Raw genomic sequence first — 21839 nt, 5'->3', positions numbered from 1 at the left:
TATTGATCCCACCAGTGTGGGATCGGTTTTTTATTTAAGCGCGCCGGGTGAAAAGAAATTAACAATCGCGCCAGTTTTTTGCATATTTAAATTCGCTTGCTCAATGTTGAGCTGTGCAACGGAAACAAAAAACGCATCTAATAATGTGAGTTGTAATATACGCGCTGAGGCGTTACGCCCTAATAAAGGCGTCTCTGGTGCTGGCGAACAAATAATAAAATCAGCTAACTTGGCAATCGGCGAATGATAGCTATGGGTGATACAGATAATTTTCGCCCCGTTCTTTTTCGCCAGCTCTACCGCTGATTTGATATCGCTGGTGCGCCCGGAGTGCGAGACCACCAGCACGACATCGCCTTCCTTCAGCAGCGAGGCGGACATCATCATGATATGCGCGTCCGGGTAGGCCTGGCAGCGCACGCCGATGCGTAAAAACTTATGCTGCACGTCGGCGCAGATGGCGTTGGAGCCGCCCGCGCCGTACAGGTCGCGCTGGTTGGCTTGGGCAAAAAAGCGCGCCGCGCGGTGAATTTCGTCAACGTTCACGATCGACTGGCCTTCCATAATGGTGCGCAGGGTGATGTTGAACACCTTATTCACCACATCCTGCGGCGCATCATCAAAGGAGAGTTCGGTCGGTAACACCTGTTCAGACTGCGAAAAGTAGGCCTCCAGCGCGCTGCGCAGGTTACGAAAACCGCTAAACCCCAGCAGCTTAGAAACCTTAACGATCATGGCTTCTGATACCGACAGCGCTTCCGCGACGTCCTTGATTGCCGGCGCGTCGCTGAGATTGCCGGGGGTAAGCAACCATTCGACGATACGGCTCTCGTTTTCGGTCATTCCTTCCTGCTTCATGCGAAGCCAGGGGGCAAGGCCGATGCCGTTAGGGAGCGAACTGGATTCTGTCTGACTCATCGCTTTCTCATTGTCCATAAAATGAAGACGACACTATATCACCACAGGCGAAACAAAAAAGATACTACCAACTTCACAAAATTATATTTTTTATAAAGTTATGTTTATCGTGAAGTTTTGTTAATGTTGATTTTATCTTAATTTCTTATGAATTCATTATAAATCAGTGAATTACTGTTTTTTTCAGTTCTTTTTTTGCAAGGTGAAAATCAGGTTAAATAACGCTTTCGTCTTGATTTGTAAAATTTGCCCGTGTAGAAAGGAGCCTGACGATGCTGTTTTCAGCGTTTCCTGGGGCATTTTTAGGCGTTTAAATCACAACGCCAGTCATCCTTGTAAAGTTAACAACAGGCGAGGCTAAGTATGAAAAGGATTGCATTTGGCTGCGATCACGTCGGGATTATCCTGAAAGACGATATTCTTGCGCATCTGCGCCAGCGCGGTATTGACGTCGTAGATAAAGGCGCATGGTCCACGGAACGTACCGACTATCCGCGCTATGCCAGCGCCGTCGCTCAGGCCATTGCCGCCGGCGAGGTCGACGGCGGGATCCTGATCTGCGGCACCGGCGTCGGAATCTCTATCGCCGCCAATAAGCACCCGGGTATTCGTGCGGTGGTGTGCAGCGAGCCCTACTCGGCGCAGCTTTCACGACAGCATAACAACACCAATATTCTGGCCTTTGGCGCGCGGGTGATCGGCCTTGAACTGGCGAAAATGATCGTCGATGCCTGGCTGGCTGCCGAATTTGAGGGCGGGCGACATCAGGGGCGAGTGGACGCCATCGGCGCGATTGAACAGCAGCGGATTTGAGATTCCTCCGCTACTCCCGGCGATAGCCCTTGATTAACGTAGAGCCAGCCCCCCGATGAGACTGGCTTTATGAAACGTTACTCTACCGCTTTGCTTATCTGCACCTTGTCCCTCGCCGGCCAGCTGGCGCACGCCGATATGATTGATGACGCGATCGGCAATATTCAGCAGGCCATTAATGATGCTTACCATCCGGGCGATAGCCGGTCTGACGATGATGACTATGATGATGGGCGCTATCAGGACAGCCGCCAGCAGAGCGCCGATCGCCAGCGGCAGTATGACGACCGGCGGCGACAGCTTGAGGATCGCCGACGCGAACTTGACGAGCGCCAGCGCCAGCTTGATCGGGACCGCCGTCAGTTGGAAAGCGACCAGCGCAGGCTGGATGATGATTATTGATGCGGCACGACCCGCGGCTTTCGCCGCGCCCGCTTAATCCAGCGCTATCTCCATGCCGTCAAATCCCGCTTCAAATCCCGCTGGTAGAGCATTTTCCATCATCCACGTATCGAAGCGGTGGCTGATATGGGTGAGGATCACCCGCGGGCAGCCGATGATCTGGTTAATGGCCCGCACGGTGTTCAGGTCGCAGTGGTTGCGCGGCGGCTGCGGGCGCGGCTCGTGGCTACAGTCGATAATGATAAGCTGCGGCTGGTTATTCAGCAGGAACTTCAGCGTTTTCTCCGGCAGCGCGGCGGTGTCGGATAGCCAGGCGACCCGGCTGTGGGCCGACTCCAGCAGATAGCCAAACGTGAGCCTTGAGTGGTTCAGCGGCAGCGGCGTAACGCGCAATCCCTGAAGTTCAAATCTTACAAAGGGTTCGACGGTATGGCTGAAATCCAGCAGGCCAGGATGCTTAAACAGATCATCGCAGCCCTGTTCATCCGGGGGGCCGTATACCGCAATAGGTTCGCCCACGCCCCAGCGCAGCGGGAACAGGCCTTGAACGTGATCCATATGATAATGGGTGAGCAGAAACTGCTGAAAGCTGCCGGCGGGCCACTGGATCATCAGGTCCGGTAGCCCGGCATCGAGCAGGGTCACCGCGTTGTTGTATTTGACGACCGCGCTACAGGGACGGCGACGATGCGCTTCGTCGACGCGGGCGCGGCGGCAGGCGGGGCAGTCGCAGCCGAAAACCGGTACCAGCTGCGCGCCGCCGGTGCCGGTTAAGCGGATAGTCAGGCTCATCTCTTCTCCTCGCGTTCAGGCAGTCTGCTGTTCGCGCCGGTTGCCGTGAATACGAATCAGCGAAACCAGGGCATCCACCGACTGGCTAAGTCGGCCATCGTTATTCAGCGTCAGACACTCGTTCGGCGTATAGCGCGCCGCGCGCGCCAGGCGCTGGGCGATTTCCGTCTCGTTCTCCCGTCCGCGCTGCTCCAGGCGCTGTCGCAGCACCGCCGGAGAAACCTGCAGACAGATGGGCAGCAGCGCGTCGGCATAGCGCGCCTGCGCCTGCGGCAGATGGGCGCGTGAACCGTTAGCGACCACGTCGAACCCGGCGTGCAGCCACAGGTCAATCTCGATGCCAATGCCATAGTAATTGTTGTTAGCATGCCAGCTAAGAGCAAACAGATGTTGTTCGGCGCGGGTAAAAAACTCATGCTCGCTGAGGGCGATATGGTTTTCACAGCCCGCGTTGTGTGGACGGGTTATGTAGCGGTGCGCCACCAGCAGCTGCGGATGCTCCCGCTGGCGCAGCGCCGCCAGCAGGCTGTCTTTGCCGGAGCCGGAGGGGCCGACCAGCCAAATCAGTTTCCCTGTCATCAGAAGACCCTCTTGCCTTGCCGCCAGACGTGATCAATATGGATATGCTCGCCGTGACGGCGCGCCAGCACCAGGTCCGCCCGCTTACCTTCGGCAATCGCCCCGCGGTCGTGCAGCCCCAGCGCCTGGGCCGGGTTTTTGCTCACCAGACGAATGGCCTGCGCGAGGGTAAAGGCGTTGCCCTCGTCGTCGGCGATGCGAAAAGCGGCATCCAGCAGGCTGGCGGGATAATAGTCGGAGGAGAGAATGTCCAGCAGGCCGCTGGCCGCCAGATGGTGGGCGGCGACGTTCCCCGAGTGCGAGCCGCCGCGTACGATATTCGGCGCGCCCATCAGTACGTTCATCCCGTGCTGGCGTGACGCCTGCGCTGCGGCGATCGTGGTGGGAAATTCGGCGATGACGCTGCCAAGCTGGCGCGATTCGAGCACATGTTCGCAGGTGGCGTCATCGTGGCTGGCCAGCGCGATATTCCGTTCGCGACAGATGGCGGCGATGCGCTGCCGGTTAGGCTGAGACCAGGCCGCCGCCAGCGCCATCTGCTCCTCTTCGAATTTGTCCATCTCTTCGTTGGTCAGGTGATATTTGCCCTGATAGTAGTCGCGGTATTTGCTGCGGTCGGCATACTGGCGCTGGCCAGGGGAGTGATCCATCAGGGAGACCATGCTCACCGGCTCGCGGCCAACCAGCTTCTCAAACAGCGGCAGGGTGGTGTGATGCGGCAGTTCGCAGCGCAGATGCAGCCGATGTTCTGCGCGGTTGAGGCCGCGCTTCTGCGTCTCTTCCACGGCGTTGATCATTTTTTCGAGATTTTCCAGGCGATCGCCGCCGTCGCGCACATCGCCAATAGCCACGGCATCCAGCACGGTGGTGATGCCGCTGGCGACCATCAGCGCGTCGTGGCTGCTCATCGCCGAGTGGGCGGGCCAGTCCACTTTCGGTCGCGGGGTGAAAAACTTGTCCAGGTTGTCGGTATGCAGCTCGATAAGCCCCGGCAGCAGCCAGCCGCCCTCTCCATCGATGGCCTCCGCCAGTCGGCTCTGGCTTTCGGCAAAGGCCGAAATTCTGCCGTCCTGCACTTCCAGCGAGCCGTTAATCACCTCGTCTTCGAGAACCAGCTTTACGTTATTGATAATCATGCTGAAATCCCCATCGGGTGCAGACGGTCGGCGACCTGGTTGCGCGTGGCCTCGTCGTGAAAAATACCGACGATCGCCGCGCCGCGGGCTTTGGCTTCATGGATCAGTTCCACCACCGCGGCGCTATTTTTGCCGTCCAGCGAGGCGGTGGGTTCGTCGAGAAGCAAAATCGGGTAGTCGACCGCGAAGCCGCGGGCGATGTTAACCCGCTGTTGTTCACCGCCGGAAAAAGTCGAGGGGGCGAGGTGCCACAGGCGTTCGGGTACGTTCAGCCGCGTTAGCAGGCGGGCGGCTTTCGCGGCGCTCTCTTCGCGCGGGATGCCCAGTTCGAGCAGCGGCTGCATCACTACGTCGAGGGCGGAAATGCGCGGGATCACCCGCAGAAACTGGCTGACCCAGCCAATGGTGGTTTTGCGCACTTCCAGCACTTTACGCGGCGTGGCGGTGACCAGGTCCACCCATTCATCGCCGTGGCGAATATGAATGTGGCCGCTATCGGGGAGATAGTTGGCGTACAGCGAACGCAGCAGGGTCGATTTTCCGCTACCGGAATGGCCGTGCAGCACCACGCATTCACCGGCATTCACGGTCAGCGAGGCGTCGGCGAGTACCGGCAGACGGACGCCGTGCTGCTGGTGCAGAACAAAGGTTTTATGGATGTTTTCAACGCGGATGGCGTTCATTTTTAGCCTCATCGTGCCTGAATTTCCCCGGATCGCGGCGTGAACGCCTTATCCGGGCTACCTGATGCATTAACTCACGAAGCGCGACCGGGGAATCCCGGAGGCGACGCGTTGCGCCTGTCCGGGCTACCGGCTCGCAGACGGCCCGGGATCCGTAGCCCCGGTAAGCGCAGCGCCACCGGGGAGTGGACATTCACTCAGTTCTGCAACACCGACGACACCAGCAGCTGGGTATAGGGGTGATGGGGATCGTCGAGCACCCGGTCGGTTAAGCCGCTTTCGACTACCTGGCCCTGCTTCATCACCAGCAGACGGTTAGCCAGCAGGCGGGCGACGCCAAGGTCGTGGGTCACAATCACCACCGCCAGGTTCAGCTCCACGACCAGGCCGCGCAGCAGATCGAGCAGGCGCGCCTGCACCGATACGTCCAGCCCGCCGGTGGGCTCATCCATAAACACCAGCCTCGGCTGCGTCACCAGATTGCGGGCGATTTGCAGGCGCTGCTGCATCCCGCCGGAAAAGGTGGTGGGCAGGTCGTCAATGCGCGAAGGCGGGATCTCCACCTCCTGCAGCCACTGTCCGGCGGTGGCGCGAATATTGCCGTAGTGACGGGACCCGGTGGCCATCAGGCGTTCGCCGATATTGCCGCCGGCCGAGACCTGGCGGCGCAGGCCGTCCATCGGATGCTGATGCACCACGCCCCATTCGGTGCGCAGCAGACGTCGGCGATCCGCTTCGCTCATGGCGTATAGCGAGCGCTGTTGATACAGCACTTCTCCCTGCTGCGGGGCCAGGCGGGCGGAGATCGCTTTCAGCAGCGTGGTTTTTCCGGAGCCGGATTCGCCGACGATACCCAGCACTTCCCCCGGCCACAGCTCAAACGAGACGTCGCTGAAGCCTTTGCCCGGCGCGTAGAGGTGGGTCAGGTTGTTCACCGCCAGTAACGGATGACTCATTTTTTCTGCTCCTCGCTCTGTTGGCGGCAATAGTCGGTATCGGAGCAGACAAACATCCGTTTGCCGCTGTCGTCGAGCACCACTTCATCAAGATAGCTATGGCGAGATCCGCAGATGGCGCAGGGTTCATCCCACTCCTGAACGGTAAACGGATGATCGTCGAAATCGAGGCTCTCAACCGGGGTATACGGCGGTACCGCGTAGATGCGTTTTTCGCGTCCGGCGCCGAACAGCTGTAGCGCAGGCATCATATGCATCTTCGGATTATCGAATTTTGGAATCGGCGACGGATCCATCACGTAGCGGCCGTTGACCTTCACCGGGTAGGCGTAGGTGGTGGCGATATGGCCGAAGCGGGCAATATCTTCGTACAGCTTCACCTGCATCACGCCGTACTCCTCCAGCGCGTGCATGGTGCGGGTTTCGGTTTCGCGCGGCTCGATAAAGCGCAGCGGCTCCGGGATCGGCACCTGGAAGATCAGGATCTGATCGTCAGTCAGCGGCGTTTCCGGGATCCGGTGGCGGGTCTGGATCAGCGTGGCGTCTTCGGTGCGCTCGGTGGTCGCGACGCCGGTCACGCGTTTGAAAAACTGACGAATCGATACCGCGTTGGTGGTGTCATCGGCGCCCTGATCGATCACCTTCAGGACGTCATTTTCCCCGATGACGCTGGCGGTAAGCTGGATACCGCCGGTTCCCCAGCCGTAGGGCATCGGCATCTCGCGACCGCCGAAGGGCACCTGGTAGCCGGGGATGGCCACCGCTTTCAGGATGGCGCGGCGGATCATGCGTTTGGTTTGCTCGTCGAGATAAGCAAAGTTATAGCCGGTCAGTGCGTTAGCCACGTTGATTCTCCCGTTGCAGGCGTTTAAGCAGCGCCAGTTCGGCCTGGAAATCGACATAGTGGGGAAGTTTAAGGTGCGAAACGAAACCGGCGGCCTCGACGTTATCGGCATGGGCCAGCACAAACTCTTCATCCTGGGCAGGGCCCGCCACCTCTTCGCCGTACTCCGGCGCCTGGAGCGCGCGGTCAACCAGCGCCATCGCCATCGCTTTGCGCTCGCTCATGCCGAACGTCAGGCCGTAGCCGCGGGTAAAGTGCGGCGGTTCATCCTGAGGGTCGACAAAGCCGTTGACCATCTCGCATTCGGTCATCAGCAGTTCGCCGATAGTGACGGTGAAGCCCAGCTCTTCGGGAGCGATCTCCACCGCGACGTAGCCGCTGCGAATTTCACCGGCAAACGGATGGTTGCGTCCGTAGCCGCGCTGGGTGGAGTAGGCCAGCGCCAGCAGGTAGCCCTCGTCGCCGCGCGTCAGCTGCTGCAGGCGCGAAGAGCGCGAACAGGGATAAACCGGCGGATGGCGGGTGATATCGTCGGGCTGCGCGTCGGTATCCCGCTCCGCCTTCGCCAGCCCCTGCTGGACGAGCAGATTAAAGACGTGCGGCGTCGCTTCCTGCGGTGCGCTATCGGTCGCCAGCGGCGGCGTTTCGCCGTTGGCCAGCAGGGTAAAATCGAGCAGACGGTGGGTGTAATCGTAGGTCGGGCCGAGCATCTGGCCGCCGGGGATATCTTTATAGACCGCCGAGATACGGCGCTCAAGGCGCATACCGGCGGTGTCGACTGGCTCGCTGACCGCCAGCCTTTGCAGGGTGGTGCGATAAGCGCGCAGCAGAAAAATCGCTTCGACGCTGTCGCCGCTGGCCTGCTTCAGCGCCAGCGCCGCCAGCTCCCGGTCGGCGATGCCGCCTTCGGTCATGACCCGGTCCACCGCCAGATTAAGCTGTTGGCTAATCTGATCAACGCTGATTTCAGGAAGCCGTCCCTCGCCTCGGCGTTTCTGTTCCTGTAGGGCGTGAGCGGCGACGATCGCCTTCTCGCCGCCTTTGACGGCTACGTACATTAGCAGACCTCGACGTGAGTGGTGCGCGGAATCGCCAGCAGGCGTTCGCCGCAGGTGAGGATCAGATCGATTCCCAGCGGGAACGGATGCGGACGCTCGGTCAATTCTTCAATAATGCATTCCGGCAGCTGCGGGGCGATCATCCGCTCTTCGGCGATCCCCGCGCCGGTCAGCCGCAGCATCCGGCCGCCGCTCAGGCTGGCAAGCTGAACCACCAGCGTGACGCCGGTTTCCGGGGCGACGACGGTACCGGCGGAAAGCACGTTCAGCTGCTCGGCGCTGATGCTGTCGCTGGCGACGGCGAAGGTCGCCTGCTGCGGCTGCTCAACCAGCGGCGCGCCGGTATGGAAGCGCAGATTCTGGCCGACAAGATCGTTATGCAGCGCGGGAGCGAGCCAGACCGGCGTATCGTGATCCACCAGCGTCAGCAGCAGGCTGGTGGAGGCGACGTTCAGCGGCTGCCAGCCGTGCTGAAGCTGCTGCAGGGAGACAATCACTCCCGGCTCGCTCATCGCCTTCAGCAGGCGGCGGAAACTGTGCTGGGCATCCTGCACAGCCAGGGTAAAGGCGGGTTGTAATGTCATGCGTTATCTCCGCGAACCAGAGTAAAGAAGTCGACCCGGCTGGCGTTGACTTCGGCGCGTCGGGCTTCAATGCGCGCGCTGCGTTGTTCTTCCAGCGGGGTTATCAGGGTTTCCATCAGGGTGTGAAAATGGTGTGGTGACTGCATCAGGGCATCAATGGCCGCGCAGTGTTCAGCGTGCAGGCGGTCGCGGCCCAGAATCCAGCTATAGCCGAGGGTGCCGTCGGCCAGGCGAATGGCGGCGCGGGTTAAGGTGGCGTCTCCGGCGAAGAATCGGTCGCCGATGCCGCCCATACGCGCCTGCAGCTGCACCAGCCCGGTCTCCGGGGCGCGAATCAGCTCATACTGCGGCGCGAGCTGCAGCGTCTGCATCCGCGCCGCCAGTTCTTGTGGTTCACTGTGGGCCAGCACGGACATCCAGCGCTGGCGGGTTGCGGTATCAAAGTGCATTCAGTGCTCCATGGTGAATTCAATCATGTCGGCGCGGGTCAGGCTGACGGAGTACTCCGTCGCGCTCTGCTCGCCCTGGCGATGATTCAGGGTGCGCACGCACAGCAGCGGCGCCATGTTGGGAATGCCGAGAATATTGCTCTCTTTGGCCTGCGCGCGGCGGGCGCTGATTTTGGTGCGCACGCGGGTCAGTTCGATATCCAGCCGATCGCGCAGCAGGTCATGGAGAGAGCCGTGGGTAAAGGTTTGCAGAACCGGCCACAGCTGCAGGTCGGTAAAGTAGTGGTCAATCAGACACAGGGCGACGCCGTTCACGCGGCGCAGGGTGCGCAGGTGAATGACGTTATCGCCTTCACTGATAGCAAACGCCTCGGCAACGTGGCTGCTGGCCGGACGCACCACCGACAGCAGCTTCTCGCTGGTCGGGTGGCTGCCCTGTTCGAGAAGATTTTGGCTAAAGCGGGCCTGGGCGTTGAGCGGATAATCTATCGGGCGCATCAGCACCAGCACGCCGACGCCCTGACGGCGCTGGACCCAGCCGCGTTCGACGAGCTGATCGATGGCCCGGCGCAGGGTGTGGCGGTTAACCTCAAAGCGGGACGCCAGCTGCTGCTCGGCGGGCAGATAGTCGCCGCAGCGGTAATGATGGCGAAGCTCTTGCTCCAGTTTGGCGGCAATTTCCTGATATCGCGTTGGATAACTGGTCGGATGTCTGGATAGGTACATGTCAATCGAGCCTCACTAAGGACAAGGAAGTATTTCCCTCTGAGCGTGGGCCGATCCTGACGGTTTTTTGTTACATTTCGGTTAACTCATGATGACCGGGGGATGAAGAGTTGATGCCGGTGGAATGACAGGGTAAGGGGGAGTGAATGCACAGATGCCCTCACTCCGCCCTCTCTCCCTTTCGGGGGGAACACAGAGTGAGGGAAAAGGTCAGCGTTAAGGCTCTTTCACCACGTTGACCATCCACGGGACGCCAAAGCGGTCGATAACTTTACCGAAGCCGTGCGCCCAGAAGGTTTCCTGCCAGGCCATTTCAATCTGCCCGCCGTCGGCGAGGCCGTCAAACCAGCGTTTACCCTCAATAACATCCTGCGAGTCCAGCACGACGGTAAATCCGGCGTAGCGCTCCATGTTGCTGGAGGGGCTGTCGCTGAGCATCAGGATACTATCGGCAATGCGCAGGCTGGCGTGCGCGATACCGTCGGCAGCCAGATGCTGGCCGGAAGGGCAGCCATCTTCGGCGTCCCGCGTATTCTGCGGCATTTCACCCCAGGTGATTTTGTGGATGAGCTCCGCGCCCAGCGCCTGCTGGTAGAAAGCGATGGCGGCAGCGCAGTTGCCGCTAAAAGCGATATAGGGACTTAAGGGCATAACCATTACCTCAGGTAACGAATATTCCATTAAGCGTAGAAGGGGATTGCAGAATTAAGCCAGGCGGCAGCGAGGGATTCCGGGAGGCCACGGGAAAATATATTTCCCCCCGACAACGGGCGTCGGGGGAATAAAATCAGTTCTTTTTAACAAATTCGGATTTTAGCTTCATCGGGCCAAAACCATCTATTTTACAGTCAATATTATGATCGCCTTCAACCAGGCGGATATTCTTCACTTTAGTGCCGATTTTTAGCATCGAAGAGCTGCCTTTAACCTTCAGATCTTTTACCACGGTGACGCTGTCGCCGTCGGCGAGTAAATTACCGTTGGCGTCTTTGACCACCAGCGCGTCGTTATCGTCCGCAGGCTCGGCATTGTTCCATTCATGGGCGCATTCCGGGCAGATAAACATGCCGCCGTCTTCGTAAGTGTATTCAGAATGGCATTTTGGGCAGTGTGGCAGTTGCATGACGTTCCTCGCGATTACTGGGTAAAACAGGACGTTGGTCCTTTAAATGGCGGCTGATAGCCGAAAGTAATGCTGATTATAGCGCAATCCCGCACTTTTGTCGGGCCTTTTTTATGACTTATCGCAGCGGAGAAAGAGGATATATATCGTGAGGCCTGGCGGGCTTATTTTCATAAAAAGCGCAGGATATTTCCGGAAATGTATCGCTAAGTTCCAATATTCATTGAACTTATTGCTTTTGGATGACTCTGTTTAAGGGTAGGTAAATTTTTGTGAAGTTGATCCCAAATTTAAACGCTGTTAGGGTAAAAAGGCGAGAACGCAAATTCACTACACTTATTAGCGGTACCGCTTATTTCATTATGGCCAGAGCAGGCGTCAACAGGTTCGGTTGTACGGACTGTCAGCAGACAGTGCAGGCAAACCTGCTACGCTTGAAATGTGGAGCACAGCAATTCGCCGCTCCCAACGCATGACGCGAATGACCTTGTCATTCGGCGGAGATTCGTGCGCTCAAGGCGAGAGCAAAAGAGGATAATTATGCTTAAAAGGAAAAAAGTAAAACCCATCACGCTTCGGGATGTGACCATCATTGATGATAGCAAACTGAAGAAAGCGATTACCGCAGCGTCGCTGGGTAACGCGATGGAATGGTTCGATTTTGGGGTATATGGTTTTGTTGCATATGCGCTTGGTAAGGTCTTTTTCCCCGATGCCAACCCCAGCGTGCAGATGATTGCCGCGCTCGGTACTTTCTCGGTTCCCTTCTTAATTCGTCCATTAGGCGGCCTGTTCTTCGGGATGCTGGGCGATAAATACGGTCGACAAAAGATTCTGGCGATAACCATCGTTATCATGTCGATAAGTACATTCTGTATCGGCCTTATTCCGTCGTATGCCACGATTGGTATCTGGGCGCCGATCCTGCTGCTGCTGTGTAAAATGGCGCAGGGCTTCTCGGTGGGCGGCGAATATACCGGTGCCTCTATCTTTGTTGCAGAGTACTCGCCTGACCGTAAACGCGGCTTTATGGGCAGCTGGCTGGACTTCGGTTCGATAGCCGGTTTTGTCATGGGCGCGGGCGTAGTCGTGCTGATTTCCAGCGTGGTGGGCGAAGAGAACTTCCTCGACTGGGGCTGGCGTATTCCGTTCTTCCTGGCGCTGCCGTTAGGGATTATCGGTCTTTATCTGCGTCATGCGCTGGAAGAGACGCCGGCGTTCCAGCAGCACGTTGATAAAATGGAGCAGGGCGACCGCGAGGGCCTGCAGGATGGGCCGAAAGTCTCTTTCAAAGAGATTGCGACCAAACACTGGCGTAGCCTGCTGACCTGTATCGGTCTGGTGATTTCCACCAACGTGACCTACTACATGTTGCTGACCTACATGCCGAGCTACCTGTCGCATAACCTGCACTATTCTGAAGACCACGGGGTGCTGATCATCATCGCCATCATGGTCGGGATGCTGTTCGTTCAGCCGGTTATCGGTATGCTCAGCGACCGTTTTGGCCGTCGTCCGTTCATCCTGATTGGTAGCGTGGCGCTGTTCGGGCTGTCGATTCCGGCCTTTATCATGATTAACAGTAACGTCCTTGGCCTGATTTTCGCCGGTCTGCTGTTGCTGGCGGTGGTGCTGAACTGCTTTATCGGGGTGATGGCCTCGTCGCTGCCGGCGATGTTTCCGACCCACATCCGCTTTAGCGCCCTGGCCAGCGCCTTTAACATCTCGGTGCTGATTGCCGGTCTGACGCCGACTCTGGCGGCGTGGCTGGTGGAAAGCACGCAGAACCTGATGATGCCGGCTTACTATCTGATGGTGGTGGCGTTGATTGGTCTGATTACCGGCCTGTCGATGAAAGAGACCGCCAATCGTCCGCTGAAAGGGGCGACGCCAGCGGCTTCGGATATTCAGGAAGCGAAAGAAATTCTCGGCGAGCACTACGATAACATCGAACATAAAATCGAAGATATCGATCAGGAAATCGCCGACCTGCAGGAAAAACGTTCTCGTCTGGTGCAGCAGCATCCGCGCATCAACGACTAAATCGTTTTGCCAGTAATTCATGCCGCCGCGGGCTTCCCCCGGCGGCATTTTTTATGTCCTGAGCGGCTACGGGCTTGAGGTCATTCGCGGACCGCCCGGGCCCGGTAAGGACCGGGCGGTGCCGCAGGAAGAGAGCGGGCTACGGCTTAGCTATGGGTCAGAAAGCGCGCCAGCCGCTGCTGCAGAATTTGATTTTCGCGGCTCAGGCGCGCGTTCTCGTCCAGCAGCGTTAAGGCCACAGCGATACCCGGCCAGTCCAGCTCCAGCTCTTTGCGCAGGCGTACGGCGCGGTGAACGATGGTCACCGCGCTATCGTCAAACAGCCAGTTTTCCCGCTGCGGCTGGCGCGGCTCGATCATGCCGAGGCCGACAATCTCGTTAAGCTCCTCTTCGGAAAGGCCGGTGTGGAGACAAAACTCGGTAATCGTGAACGTCACTGTTATCTTAGCCATCAGGCTTTCCCCCATGTCTTACGCGGCTCGAAGCTGGATTGTGCATCAGCCAGCTGCTGCCAGAGCTCACGGCTCTTCTCATCTGGTTTTGGCGGCATGACGATTTTGATCACCGCATACAGGTCGCCGGTGGTGGTTTTGCTGGTCAGCCCTTTGCCCTTCACCCGCAGCCGCTGACCGGCCTGGCTGCCCGGCGGAATGGTCAGCAGGATGCTCTCTTTCAGCGTCGGGATAGTGACCCTGGTGCCTAGCGCTGCTTCCCACGGCGCCAGCGGCAGGACGATTTCAAGGTTGTGTCCGACGATATCAAACAGCGGATGCGGGGCGATATGAATCACCAGCCACAGGTCGCCGTTAGGGCCGCCATTTTCGCCAGGGGTGCCCTGGCCTTTCAGGCGGATCCGCTGGCCGTCGACGACGCCCGCGGGAATTTTCACGTTAAGGGTTTTCGGCGTTTCGCTTTCGACCATGCCAAAGACGTTATAAACCGGCAGCTTATAGCTGATGGTGCGCGTCTGCTCGGCCAGGGTCTCCTCAAGGAATACCGCGACTTCTATCTCTAAGTCATGACCGCGGACGCCGTGCTGGCGGCGGCTATGGTGCGCCTGCTGGCCAAACATGGAGGAGAAGATGTCGTCGAAGTCCTGCTGGCTATAGCTCTGCTCGTGGGAATGCTGCTGCTGACGGCCAAACTGCGGATCGTTACGGTGCTGCCAGAGCTGGTCGTATTCGGCGCGGCGCTGGTCATCTTTAAGCACTTCCCAGGCTTCGGCGAGATCTTTGAATTTGGCTTCGGCATCGTTTTCTTTGCTGACATCGGGGTGGTATTTACGTGCCAGACGGCGATAGGCGGTCTTAATGGTTTTCAGATCGTCCGTTGGCTGAACCCCTAAAATGGCATAATAATCCTTTAATTCCATGGTTTTATCTCATTTATGCACAATATTATGGTTACAGATCCCTGGATCAGGTGTCTTTACTAAGCGTAGGGCAAATGAGGGCGGATGTGGGGGAAAAATGGCGCAAACTTGACGCCGTCGGGATTGACGGCGGCCAAGCGTGAACGCCAGCTATTCGCTGGAGCGCCGGCGGTTTCTGCGCAACCCTTCCAGCAGCACAAGGGCGGCGCCAATGGCTCCGCCCATCACGGGGAGCGCGGCGGGCGCGTTGGGGAACAGATGAACGATGGTCACATCGGTCACCATCATGGAACCGGCTATCCAGCCGATGAGCGCCCCGCCCAGCATCACCACGGACGGGAAGCGGTTGAGGATAGCCAGCACCAGCTTGCTGCCGAGGACGATAATCGGAATGCTGATCAATACGCCCAGCGCGACCAGCAGCAGATGGCCTTTTCCGGCGGCGGCCACCGCCAGCACGTTATCCAGCGACATTATGACATCGGCAACGGTAATGGTGACCGCGGTACGCCACAGGCTGCTGGAGCTGCTGACATCATTCTCTTCTTCCTGATTGGTCACCAGCTTGATGCCAATCCACAGTAGCATCAGCGCGCCGACCACTTTAAGCCACGGCAATGAGAGTAAATAGATCGCGATAGCTAAAAGCAGCACGCGCGCCGCTATTGCGCCGACGGTGCCGATGATAATCGCTTTGGTACGCTGCTGAGGCGGCAGTTTACGGCAGGCCATCGCGATCACCACCGCGTTGTCGCCACCCAATAACAGATCGATAGCAATAATTTGCAGCAGAATAACCGCCACGTCCCACTGACTGAAAAACGCATTCATACCCAACTCATCGAACCAAAAAAGAGAACCTACAGAAAAACGCAGGGGCGAAGCGTACTCTCGTTAGGGCACTCTGGCCACCTTACCGAGAGACCGCGCGCAGCGAGTGATTGAAAAATATCGTTACCAATCATTGCATGGTCCGGCAATGATTCGCAGGCAAAGGATGATATTTTGTTCGTAGAAATACATCTGCCGTTCACCTATCGCAAGGACTAACTACATGCCCGGCCATAAGAATTTACTCACATTTGCCTTTATCGGCGCTACCCTGTTTCCGCTTATGGCGACCGCTGCTGATGCGCCGACTTTTACGCCTGAACAAGAGGCCCGTATTGGCAAAATCGCCGCGGATTACTTAGTCGCGCATCCGGAAGTGCTGCTGCAGGCCAGCCAGAAGCTACAGCAAATTCAGCAACAGCAGCAGGCCAGCGCCGCGACCCAGGCGGTACTGAAGAATGCGGCTGCGCTGACCCAGGATAAAAATACGCCAACCTACGGCCCGAAAGAGGGCAAAGTCACGGTCATTGAATTCTTTGATTATCAGTGCGTTTACTGCAGTCGTCTGGCGCCGGTAATGGAACAGGTGATTAAAGAGCACCCGCAGACCCGCTTTGCCTTTAAAGAGTGGCCGATTTTTGGCAGCCGCTGGGAAACCTCGCTTGAAGCGGCCAAAACCGGCCTGCAGATTTATCAGCAGAAGGGCGCAGAGGCTTATCTGACCTACCATAACGGGATCTACTCCACCGGACATAACGAAGGCAAGCTGACGGCTGCCGACATCCAGCAGCAGGCGAAGAAAGTGAATTTCGACGCGAAGAAAGCGGCGGACGTTGAGCCGGTACTGGAAAGCACCAATCAGCTGGCGCAGGAAATTGGCCTGAGCGGGACGCCGGGCGTTATCGTGATGCCGACTACCGGCGCCACGGAAGCGACGATCACCGTATTCCCGGGGCTGGCGGATAAAGCCTCGCTGGATGCGGCGATCAAGAAAGCGGGCGGCTGATAATCAACGCGTCCGCCGGACGGCGGGCGCGATTTAGCGATGACAGCAGCGCTGCAGCATCGACATAATGACCTGAAAGAGTTCATCTTTAGCCTGCTGCTCCGTGATGACGCCGTTCACTACCGCGGCCGATAGCCCGTCGGCGGAGCCGAGCATGGCGAGAATGGCCGCCTCGCTGAGATTCTCACTCTCGCAAAGCGGCGAAAAATAGTCCCGACATTTTCCGGTAAAGGTGGCGATGCACTCTTGTTTGATCTTCTCCAGCTCTGGCGTCCCGGCCAGCGCGGCCATGACGCTGGGCATCTCGCGCCCCTGAAGCAGCACGCACTCGATATAGGCGTTGGCGATCGCCGAGGCCAGCTTCTCCGCATTCGGTTCGGTATTGCGCAGTATCTCATCCATTCGCGCCGTCTGGCGTTGGTCGTATTCGCGATAAAGCGTCGCGAAAAGCCCTGAACGGCTGTCAAAGTGATCGTAAACCACGGGTTTAGTCACGCCCGCCTGCGTCGCCAGATAACCCAACGTCAGAGCATCGGTCCCTTCTTGCCGAATAATATGCCAGGCGACATCAATCAGCTGCTTGCGCCGCTCTTCTCGCGTTAAACGCTGACGTACGAGTTGTTCAGACATGGAAACATTCTCCCGTTGACATATTAATATACTAAAGGTAACTTACTAATGGTAGGTTACTGTTGGTATATAAGACTACGTCCAATATCGTTATAGCGCAACTGGGGTATCCGTCATGCATGCATTAATCGTGGTTTCTCATCCTCTCAAGACGTCGCTGACTCACAGCGTAGCGACGGCGATTGCGCAAGGAATTGCCGAATCCGGCCCGCAGCATACGGCTGACATAGCGGATTTAACGCAGGAAGGCTTTAACCCGATATTTGCCGAGCCGGATATCGCCGCATTTCTGCAAACCGGCGACACGCCGCCCGACGTGATGGCCGAGCAGGCCAGAATTGATAACGCCGACGCGCTGGTGCTGGTTTTTCCCGTTTACTGGTGGTCGATGCCAGGGCTGTTAAAGGGCTGGGTTGACCGCGTGTTTTCAAACGGCTGGGCCTATGAGGAGACCGCCGACGGCGATGTCGTGAAGAAGCTGGGCCGCCTGCGGGTGCATCTGGTGGCATTAGGCGCAGCGAGTCAACAAACGTATGACAAGCACGGATTTACCGATGCTTTTAATGCGCAGATTGTCCACGGGATTTTTGATTACTGCGGGGCGACGGTAGCCAGTTCGCAGATGCTGCTGTTGCCGGACCTGAAAACGGCGGAGGCGCATCTGGAGGCGGGGCGCCAGCTGGGAAGAAAGATGTTTGCCTGAGGCTCGCTTCGCTCCCGAGCCTGGGTTTCCGCTGGGCGGCTTTATCCGGGCCCGGCCTGAAAAAAATATATTATCAATGGGTTATATGCGTCATATCGGGACAGAACGCGTGATAATCCCACGAGGGGGCGTCATGCTGATATGCCATGTTTTCATCGCGTTATGTTGCCCTGCGCGGACGGCATCTGACGACATTTTTGGTGTTAGCCAGAGGTACCTTATTGTATAATCCTTCGGTTCCCCTTCTGGAAAACAATGATGAATAAATTACAGCGTTTCGAAAGTCTCGGTGATAATTGTGAGTTTGCTTTCTTTCTCAGAGAGTCAGGTTATGATGAAGGCAGCTTGTTTCGTTGGACTTTAATAAAAAACTATCATGCTCTTCTAAAACTAATAGAATCTGATTTTGCTGGTTTGTATGTCTATGAAAACCTGACCCCATCCTGGCAGGATATGGTGCTTGATCAACAGTATGATATTTGTTTTCATACTGAAATGTATAGCGATAATAAAAATGATAGCTGGGTCTGGCGTTATTCTGAACAGGAAAATGATCTTATTTATAAAAAAGAAGTAGAGAAGATTAATTACCTGATAAGCAAATTTAAGAAAAGCCTTGTTGATGACAATAAAATTTTTGTCGTAAAAAGCAATGGCAATAATCTTGATGATATAGTATTCGCTTTAGCAAAAGAGTTTAAGAAGCACGGTAATAGTAAAATACTTTACGTGAAAAGTAACGTGGAAAGTTCAGCTCCAGGTGAAATCAAGAAAGTGACTGATAATCTTTTTATTGGCGCAATCGATAGATTTGCCGACTATAGCCGGGCAAATGAATACTCGCGTGAAGGCTGGCAGGCAATAATTGATAATGCTGTAAAGGTTATGTGAATTTTTTTGCAGCGTATTAATATACGCTGCATTTTTTAGCTGGTAGTAATAAAGCACGTTTTTGGGTAATGATTTAACAGCGAGTAATTATAAACGGCTTCATTCTTGTAGTATGAGTTAGGGTAGAAATTGACTTCTTTCCCCAGCAGGGAGGCTAAAATTGCCACGTGAAGTCTGTCGGTATTTACAACTTTATACTCTTCAAGAAAGTTGATCATGCAGCGGGTAGAGTTTCGTGCCAGAAATTCATTATCCCAATAGTCGCCATTCCACGTGAGCGAAATATCATGATTGTTTTCTTTATGCTCTCCTGTCAGAGACTCTGAGTCTGTTCTGAAACAGTTTGCCTGTTGTTTATAGGCAGGTTTAAGAGACAGGTACTGGCTAAGATCGAGATAAAATGCCATGTCATCAGCAATGAATACGTTCTTATTTGGCTCATAGCTGAGAGATTTTATATAATCGAAAGTGGTATTTTCTCGGCAAAAGACAACTAACTTATCTATATTATTAGTGAATAAATCGCTATACCCTCTGATGGTCGAAGGCATAATGATCGTTTTGTGAAATTTGTGAATATTACTTTGAATAAAATCGCGGCCCTCAGCGTACAGTCCTTCTATGAGGTTTCCTCCGCCACCAAAAATTAAAATATCAGTATCAGCGCTGTAGCGCTCATCGGCCCTGTAAGGAACATAGGTAAGCGCATTTCGTTCGAAAAAGTCGTACGTTGCCGATGCAATCACGCCATCACCCGCGTTACCGGGGTTTGCCTTATAGACAAATCGATGAGATGGATGATAGGATTTTAGAAATAAATCAAATTTTAACTCTGCACTGGTCATTTTTTATCCTGTTTAACAGAAGCTATTGATTGCTATCTTAATATTACTTCAACTCACTCATTATTATAGAAAAGTCTAGGTTACTAAGGAAAGATCACAATGAAAAAAGTTCTTATAATGACGCCGGACATAGAGGGGCCTGTCCGTAACGGCGGCATTGGTACTGCTTTCACTGCCCTTGCCACTACTTTGGCAAAAAAGGGTTATGATGTCGATGTATTGTATACATGTGGTGACTATTCGGAGTCTTCTGCATCAACTTTTAGCGATTGGTCACGTATTTATAGCACCTTTGGTATTAATCTGCTAAGTACCGGTCTGGTAAAAGAGATTAATATTGATGCGCCTTATTTTAGAAGAAAAAGTTACTCAATTCTGCTCTGGCTGAAAGAAAATAATGTCTACGACACTATTATTTCTTGTGAATGGCAGGCAGATCTGTATTACGCTTTATTAAGTAAAAAGAATGGCACTGATTTTGAGAATACAAAATTCATTGTCAATACTCATAGCTCAACATTATGGGCTGATGAAGGTAATTACCAGCTCCCATATGATCAGAATCATCTTGAACTCTATTATATGGAGAAAATGGTTGTTGAGATGGCTGATGAAGTCGTTAGTCCTTCTCAGTATTTAATTGACTGGATGTTGAGTAAACACTGGAACGTTCCGGAAGAACGCCACGTTATTTTAAATTGTGAGCCATTTCAAGGGTTTGAGACGAGAAGTGATGTTGTCGTAAAAACAAATGAAACACCCGCTTCAGGCGTTGAGCTTGTATTTTTCGGCCGGCTTGAAACCCGTAAAGGGCTCGATATCTTCCTGCGCGCATTAAGAAAACTCTCTAACGAAGACAAAGAGACGATCTCTGGTGTGACCTTCCTCGGGAAGAATGTCACGCTGGGTAAAATTGATTCCTTTACCTATATCATGAACCAGACCAAAAATCTGGGTCTGGCAGTCAATATCATCAGCGATTACGATCGTACCAATGCTAATGAATATATAAAAAGAAAAAATGTATTAGTCATCATCCCATCGCTCGTTGAAAACTCCCCGTATACAGTTTATGAGTGTCTGGTTAATAACGTTAACTTCCTCGCCTCAAACGTCGGAGGAATTCCAGAACTGATTCCGCAAGAGCATCATGCTGAGGTTCTGTTTACCCCAACGCCGGTTGATTTGTACGGTAAAATCCACTATCGCTTAAAAAATATAAATATCAAGCCTGGGCTGGTTGAGTCACAGGAAAATATCCAGGCAGCGTGGTTTGCCGCTATTGAGCGAAAAGATAACAGCGTCTTCAAGAAAATAGATGAATCGAATCGCCTGTTAGTTAGCGTGTGTATCACTCATTTCGATCGTCACCATTTGCTCCAGCAGGCAATTGCCTCAATTAAAACGCAGACGTATCAAAATATTGAAGTCATTTTAGTTGATGATGGAAGTACAAAAGAAGAATCTCATCGTTATTTGAACCTTATCGAGAACGATTTTAACGCTCGAGGCTGGAAAATCATCCGTAGTTCTAATAACTACCTGGGCGCAGCGCGAAATTTGGCTGCGCGACACGCCTCCGGTGAATATCTGATGTTTATGGACGATGATAATGTCGCTAAACCTTTTGAGGTTGAGACATTTGTCACGGCAGCATTAAACTCCGGGGCCGATGTGTTAACAACCCCAAGCGATCTTATTTTTGGTGAAGAGTTCCCTTCTCCGTTCCGTAAAATGACGCACTGCTGGCTGCCGTTAGGCCCGGATTTAAATATCGCCAGCTTTAGTAACTGTTTTGGCGATGCGAATGCCCTTATCCGCAAAGAAGCTTTCGACAATATCGGTGGCTTTACTGAAGATTATGGTTTAGGCCATGAAGATTGGGAGTTTTTTGCGAAAGTCTCCTTACAAGGCTATAAATTGCAGCTCGTTCCTGAACCACTATTTTGGTACAGAGTAGCAAACTCCGGAATGTTGTTAAGCGGAAATAAGAGCAAAAATAACTATCGTAGTTTCCGTCCATTTATGGATGAAAATGTGAAATATAACTATGCGATGGGGTTGATTCCTGCTTACCTCGAAAAAATTCATGAACTTGAGAGCGAGGTGAGCCGACTGCGTAGCATCAATGGCGGCCACTCTGTCAGTAATGAACTGCAGCTTTTAAATCATAAGATTGATGGTCTTATTTCCCAGCAAAGAGATGGCTGGGCCCATGACCGCTTTAATGCTCTTTATGAAGCCATTCATGTTCAGGGCGCCAACAGAGGCAGAAGTCTGGTTCGTCGGGTGGGGGGGAAAGTTAAATCCCTGTTGAAATAGCAGCGTCCGCGGAGCTCGAAAGGGCTCCGCAAAAAAGAGTTTTAATGAAGTTTAATTGTTCGACGCACTCAGCTCACCCCGCAGGCGTTGAACAGCGCGCTTGTCGCGCTGGCCCCGAAGGGGTGAGCCGCCG

General features: G+C 54.8%; 25 protein-coding genes. 7 read left to right on the top strand and 18 right to left on the bottom strand.

Features of this window, described 5'->3' with window-relative positions; translation table 11 throughout:
• Positions 1 to 30: 30 nt before the first annotated feature.
• Positions 31 to 918, bottom strand: a complete 888-nt coding sequence (alsR, locus tag ABLV30_RS20815; RefSeq protein ID WP_004097852.1) for a D-allose utilization transcriptional regulator AlsR — start codon at positions 916 to 918, stop codon at positions 31 to 33.
• 363 nt (positions 919 to 1281) lie between these two features.
• On the opposite strand from alsR, the gene rpiB reads away from it, so the two are divergent.
• On the top strand, positions 1282 to 1731 hold the full coding sequence (gene rpiB, locus ABLV30_RS20810) for a bifunctional allose-6-phosphate isomerase/ribose-5-phosphate isomerase RpiB (protein WP_032747528.1): 450 nt from the start codon (positions 1282 to 1284) through the stop codon (positions 1729 to 1731).
• A gap of 69 nt (positions 1732 to 1800) precedes the next feature.
• Entirely contained in the window at positions 1801 to 2133 is a 333-nt protein-coding gene (gene yjdP, locus ABLV30_RS20805) for a DDRRRQL repeat protein YjdP (protein WP_014837157.1), read from the top strand.
• Positions 2134 to 2166: 33 nt separating this feature from the next.
• Here the strand turns inward: yjdP and phnP are convergent, their stop codons facing one another.
• The 12 genes from phnP to ABLV30_RS20745 all read right to left on the bottom strand — a co-directional run bounded on the left by phnP (position 2167) and on the right by ABLV30_RS20745 (position 11063).
• Positions 2167 to 2925 (bottom strand): phosphonate metabolism protein PhnP, encoded by a 759-nt coding sequence (phnP, locus tag ABLV30_RS20800; RefSeq protein ID WP_025107675.1) that lies wholly within the window; start codon positions 2923 to 2925, stop codon positions 2167 to 2169.
• A gap of 15 nt (positions 2926 to 2940) precedes the next feature.
• Positions 2941 to 3504, bottom strand: coding sequence for a ribose 1,5-bisphosphokinase (phnN, locus tag ABLV30_RS20795; protein ID WP_014837158.1), 564 nt, complete (start codon positions 3502 to 3504; stop codon positions 2941 to 2943).
• Complete coding sequence (gene phnM, locus ABLV30_RS20790) at positions 3504 to 4640, bottom strand: alpha-D-ribose 1-methylphosphonate 5-triphosphate diphosphatase (RefSeq protein ID WP_014227580.1); 1137 nt, start codon at positions 4638 to 4640, stop codon at positions 3504 to 3506. The genes phnN and phnM overlap by 1 nt, the downstream gene beginning before the upstream one ends.
• Complete coding sequence (phnL, locus tag ABLV30_RS20785) at positions 4637 to 5323, bottom strand: phosphonate C-P lyase system protein PhnL (RefSeq protein WP_004097859.1); 687 nt, start codon at positions 5321 to 5323, stop codon at positions 4637 to 4639. The genes phnM and phnL overlap by 4 nt, the downstream gene beginning before the upstream one ends.
• A 197-nt stretch (positions 5324 to 5520) precedes the next feature.
• A complete protein-coding gene (gene phnK, locus ABLV30_RS20780) occupies positions 5521 to 6279 on the bottom strand; it encodes a phosphonate C-P lyase system protein PhnK (RefSeq protein ID WP_004097860.1) in 759 nt (252 codons plus the stop codon).
• Positions 6276 to 7124, bottom strand: coding sequence for an alpha-D-ribose 1-methylphosphonate 5-phosphate C-P-lyase PhnJ (locus ABLV30_RS20775; protein ID WP_004097861.1), 849 nt, complete (start codon positions 7122 to 7124; stop codon positions 6276 to 6278). The genes phnK and ABLV30_RS20775 overlap by 4 nt, the downstream gene beginning before the upstream one ends.
• On the bottom strand, positions 7117 to 8181 hold the full coding sequence (locus ABLV30_RS20770) for a carbon-phosphorus lyase complex subunit PhnI (protein ID WP_064375655.1): 1065 nt from the start codon (positions 8179 to 8181) through the stop codon (positions 7117 to 7119). Before ABLV30_RS20770 ends, ABLV30_RS20775 begins: the two co-directional genes overlap by 8 nt.
• A complete protein-coding gene (gene phnH, locus ABLV30_RS20765) occupies positions 8181 to 8765 on the bottom strand; it encodes a phosphonate C-P lyase system protein PhnH (protein WP_004097865.1) in 585 nt (194 codons plus the stop codon). The genes ABLV30_RS20770 and phnH overlap by 1 nt, the downstream gene beginning before the upstream one ends.
• Complete coding sequence (gene phnG / locus ABLV30_RS20760) at positions 8762 to 9214, bottom strand: phosphonate C-P lyase system protein PhnG (RefSeq protein ID WP_134898958.1); 453 nt, start codon at positions 9212 to 9214, stop codon at positions 8762 to 8764. The genes phnH and phnG overlap by 4 nt, the downstream gene beginning before the upstream one ends.
• Complete coding sequence (phnF, locus tag ABLV30_RS20755; RefSeq protein ID WP_032695092.1) at positions 9215 to 9940, bottom strand: phosphonate metabolism transcriptional regulator PhnF; 726 nt, start codon at positions 9938 to 9940, stop codon at positions 9215 to 9217.
• Between the two features lie 216 nt (positions 9941 to 10156).
• Positions 10157 to 10591, bottom strand: coding sequence for a VOC family metalloprotein YjdN (gene yjdN, locus ABLV30_RS20750; RefSeq protein WP_064377812.1), 435 nt, complete (start codon positions 10589 to 10591; stop codon positions 10157 to 10159).
• Positions 10592 to 10727: 136 nt separating this feature from the next.
• Positions 10728 to 11063: a zinc ribbon domain-containing protein YjdM gene (locus ABLV30_RS20745; protein WP_004097870.1), complete on the bottom strand. Its 336-nt coding sequence runs from the start codon at positions 11061 to 11063 to the stop codon at positions 10728 to 10730.
• 540 nt (positions 11064 to 11603) lie between these two features.
• Between ABLV30_RS20745 and proP the strand changes: the two genes are divergently transcribed.
• Complete coding sequence (proP, locus tag ABLV30_RS20740; RefSeq protein ID WP_025107668.1) at positions 11604 to 13106, top strand: glycine betaine/L-proline transporter ProP; 1503 nt, start codon at positions 11604 to 11606, stop codon at positions 13104 to 13106.
• A gap of 146 nt (positions 13107 to 13252) precedes the next feature.
• On the opposite strand, the gene cbpM is transcribed toward proP, so the two are convergent.
• The 3 genes from cbpM to ABLV30_RS20725 all read right to left on the bottom strand — a co-directional run bounded on the left by cbpM (position 13253) and on the right by ABLV30_RS20725 (position 15309).
• Positions 13253 to 13558 (bottom strand): chaperone modulator CbpM, encoded by a 306-nt coding sequence (cbpM, locus tag ABLV30_RS20735; protein WP_004097873.1) that lies wholly within the window; start codon positions 13556 to 13558, stop codon positions 13253 to 13255.
• Complete coding sequence (gene cbpA, locus ABLV30_RS20730) at positions 13558 to 14478, bottom strand: curved DNA-binding protein (protein WP_014227587.1); 921 nt, start codon at positions 14476 to 14478, stop codon at positions 13558 to 13560. The genes cbpM and cbpA overlap by 1 nt, the downstream gene beginning before the upstream one ends.
• Before the next feature lie 150 nt (positions 14479 to 14628).
• Positions 14629 to 15309 (bottom strand): TerC family protein, encoded by a 681-nt coding sequence (locus ABLV30_RS20725; RefSeq protein ID WP_004097877.1) that lies wholly within the window; start codon positions 15307 to 15309, stop codon positions 14629 to 14631.
• A 223-nt stretch (positions 15310 to 15532) separates the two neighbouring features.
• Here ABLV30_RS20725 and ABLV30_RS20720 point away from each other — a divergent pair, with 223 nt between their 5' ends.
• On the top strand, positions 15533 to 16315 hold the full coding sequence (locus ABLV30_RS20720) for a DsbA family protein (protein ID WP_025107666.1): 783 nt from the start codon (positions 15533 to 15535) through the stop codon (positions 16313 to 16315).
• Positions 16316 to 16348: 33 nt separating this feature from the next.
• Here the strand turns inward: ABLV30_RS20720 and ABLV30_RS20715 are convergent, their stop codons facing one another.
• Positions 16349 to 16945, bottom strand: a complete 597-nt coding sequence (locus tag ABLV30_RS20715) for a TetR/AcrR family transcriptional regulator (protein WP_265800805.1) — start codon at positions 16943 to 16945, stop codon at positions 16349 to 16351.
• A gap of 115 nt (positions 16946 to 17060) precedes the next feature.
• Between ABLV30_RS20715 and ABLV30_RS20710 the strand changes: the two genes are divergently transcribed.
• Both ABLV30_RS20710 and ABLV30_RS20705 read left to right on the top strand, forming a co-directional pair.
• Entirely contained in the window at positions 17061 to 17648 is a 588-nt protein-coding gene (locus ABLV30_RS20710; protein WP_064358235.1) for an NAD(P)H-dependent oxidoreductase, read from the top strand.
• A gap of 255 nt (positions 17649 to 17903) precedes the next feature.
• Complete coding sequence (locus ABLV30_RS20705; RefSeq protein WP_224354304.1) at positions 17904 to 18539, top strand: hypothetical protein; 636 nt, start codon at positions 17904 to 17906, stop codon at positions 18537 to 18539.
• 35 nt (positions 18540 to 18574) lie between these two features.
• Here the strand turns inward: ABLV30_RS20705 and ABLV30_RS20700 are convergent, their stop codons facing one another.
• Positions 18575 to 19384 (bottom strand): polysaccharide pyruvyl transferase family protein, encoded by an 810-nt coding sequence (locus tag ABLV30_RS20700; RefSeq protein ID WP_004097886.1) that lies wholly within the window; start codon positions 19382 to 19384, stop codon positions 18575 to 18577.
• A gap of 99 nt (positions 19385 to 19483) precedes the next feature.
• On the opposite strand from ABLV30_RS20700, the gene ABLV30_RS20695 reads away from it, so the two are divergent.
• Positions 19484 to 21706: a glycosyltransferase gene (locus tag ABLV30_RS20695; RefSeq protein WP_341799842.1), complete on the top strand. Its 2223-nt coding sequence runs from the start codon at positions 19484 to 19486 to the stop codon at positions 21704 to 21706.
• Positions 21707 to 21839: the final 133 nt, after the last annotated feature.

This window comes from Klebsiella sp. CN_Kp113 (genome assembly GCF_040064585.1).
Classification (GTDB): domain Bacteria; phylum Pseudomonadota; class Gammaproteobacteria; order Enterobacterales; family Enterobacteriaceae; genus Klebsiella; species Klebsiella michiganensis.
The sequence above is the reverse complement of the archived record's forward strand: the minus strand, read 5'-3'. Positions and strand labels throughout refer to the sequence as shown.

What these genes read in the sequence shown, in the direction of transcription:
- alsR (WP_004097852.1), bottom strand. Translation starts at nt 918, where the DNA reads ATGAGTCAGACAGAATCCAGTTCGCTCCCTAACGGCATCGGCCTTGCC.
- rpiB (WP_032747528.1), top strand. Translation starts at nt 1,282, where the DNA reads ATGAAAAGGATTGCATTTGGCTGCGATCACGTCGGGATTATCCTGAAA.
- yjdP (WP_014837157.1), top strand. Translation starts at nt 1,801, where the DNA reads ATGAAACGTTACTCTACCGCTTTGCTTATCTGCACCTTGTCCCTCGCC.
- phnP (WP_025107675.1), bottom strand. Translation starts at nt 2,925, where the DNA reads ATGAGCCTGACTATCCGCTTAACCGGCACCGGCGGCGCGCAGCTGGTA.
- phnN (WP_014837158.1), bottom strand. Translation starts at nt 3,504, where the DNA reads ATGACAGGGAAACTGATTTGGCTGGTCGGCCCCTCCGGCTCCGGCAAA.
- phnM (WP_014227580.1), bottom strand. Translation starts at nt 4,640, where the DNA reads ATGATTATCAATAACGTAAAGCTGGTTCTCGAAGACGAGGTGATTAAC.
- phnL (WP_004097859.1), bottom strand. Translation starts at nt 5,323, where the DNA reads ATGAACGCCATCCGCGTTGAAAACATCCATAAAACCTTTGTTCTGCAC.
- phnK (WP_004097860.1), bottom strand. Translation starts at nt 6,279, where the DNA reads ATGAGTCATCCGTTACTGGCGGTGAACAACCTGACCCACCTCTACGCG.
- ABLV30_RS20770 (WP_064375655.1), bottom strand. Translation starts at nt 8,181, where the DNA reads ATGTACGTAGCCGTCAAAGGCGGCGAGAAGGCGATCGTCGCCGCTCAC.
- phnH (WP_004097865.1), bottom strand. Translation starts at nt 8,765, where the DNA reads ATGACATTACAACCCGCCTTTACCCTGGCTGTGCAGGATGCCCAGCAC.
- phnG (WP_134898958.1), bottom strand. Translation starts at nt 9,214, where the DNA reads ATGCACTTTGATACCGCAACCCGCCAGCGCTGGATGTCCGTGCTGGCC.
- phnF (WP_032695092.1), bottom strand. Translation starts at nt 9,940, where the DNA reads ATGTACCTATCCAGACATCCGACCAGTTATCCAACGCGATATCAGGAA.
- yjdN (WP_064377812.1), bottom strand. Translation starts at nt 10,591, where the DNA reads ATGCCCTTAAGTCCCTATATCGCTTTTAGCGGCAACTGCGCTGCCGCC.
- ABLV30_RS20745 (WP_004097870.1), bottom strand. Translation starts at nt 11,063, where the DNA reads ATGCAACTGCCACACTGCCCAAAATGCCATTCTGAATACACTTACGAA.
- proP (WP_025107668.1), top strand. Translation starts at nt 11,604, where the DNA reads ATGCTTAAAAGGAAAAAAGTAAAACCCATCACGCTTCGGGATGTGACC.
- cbpM (WP_004097873.1), bottom strand. Translation starts at nt 13,558, where the DNA reads ATGGCTAAGATAACAGTGACGTTCACGATTACCGAGTTTTGTCTCCAC.
- cbpA (WP_014227587.1), bottom strand. Translation starts at nt 14,478, where the DNA reads ATGGAATTAAAGGATTATTATGCCATTTTAGGGGTTCAGCCAACGGAC.
- ABLV30_RS20725 (WP_004097877.1), bottom strand. Translation starts at nt 15,309, where the DNA reads ATGAATGCGTTTTTCAGTCAGTGGGACGTGGCGGTTATTCTGCTGCAA.
- ABLV30_RS20720 (WP_025107666.1), top strand. Translation starts at nt 15,533, where the DNA reads ATGCCCGGCCATAAGAATTTACTCACATTTGCCTTTATCGGCGCTACC.
- ABLV30_RS20715 (WP_265800805.1), bottom strand. Translation starts at nt 16,945, where the DNA reads ATGTCTGAACAACTCGTACGTCAGCGTTTAACGCGAGAAGAGCGGCGC.
- ABLV30_RS20710 (WP_064358235.1), top strand. Translation starts at nt 17,061, where the DNA reads ATGCATGCATTAATCGTGGTTTCTCATCCTCTCAAGACGTCGCTGACT.
- ABLV30_RS20705 (WP_224354304.1), top strand. Translation starts at nt 17,904, where the DNA reads ATGATGAATAAATTACAGCGTTTCGAAAGTCTCGGTGATAATTGTGAG.
- ABLV30_RS20700 (WP_004097886.1), bottom strand. Translation starts at nt 19,384, where the DNA reads ATGACCAGTGCAGAGTTAAAATTTGATTTATTTCTAAAATCCTATCAT.
- ABLV30_RS20695 (WP_341799842.1), top strand. Translation starts at nt 19,484, where the DNA reads ATGAAAAAAGTTCTTATAATGACGCCGGACATAGAGGGGCCTGTCCGT.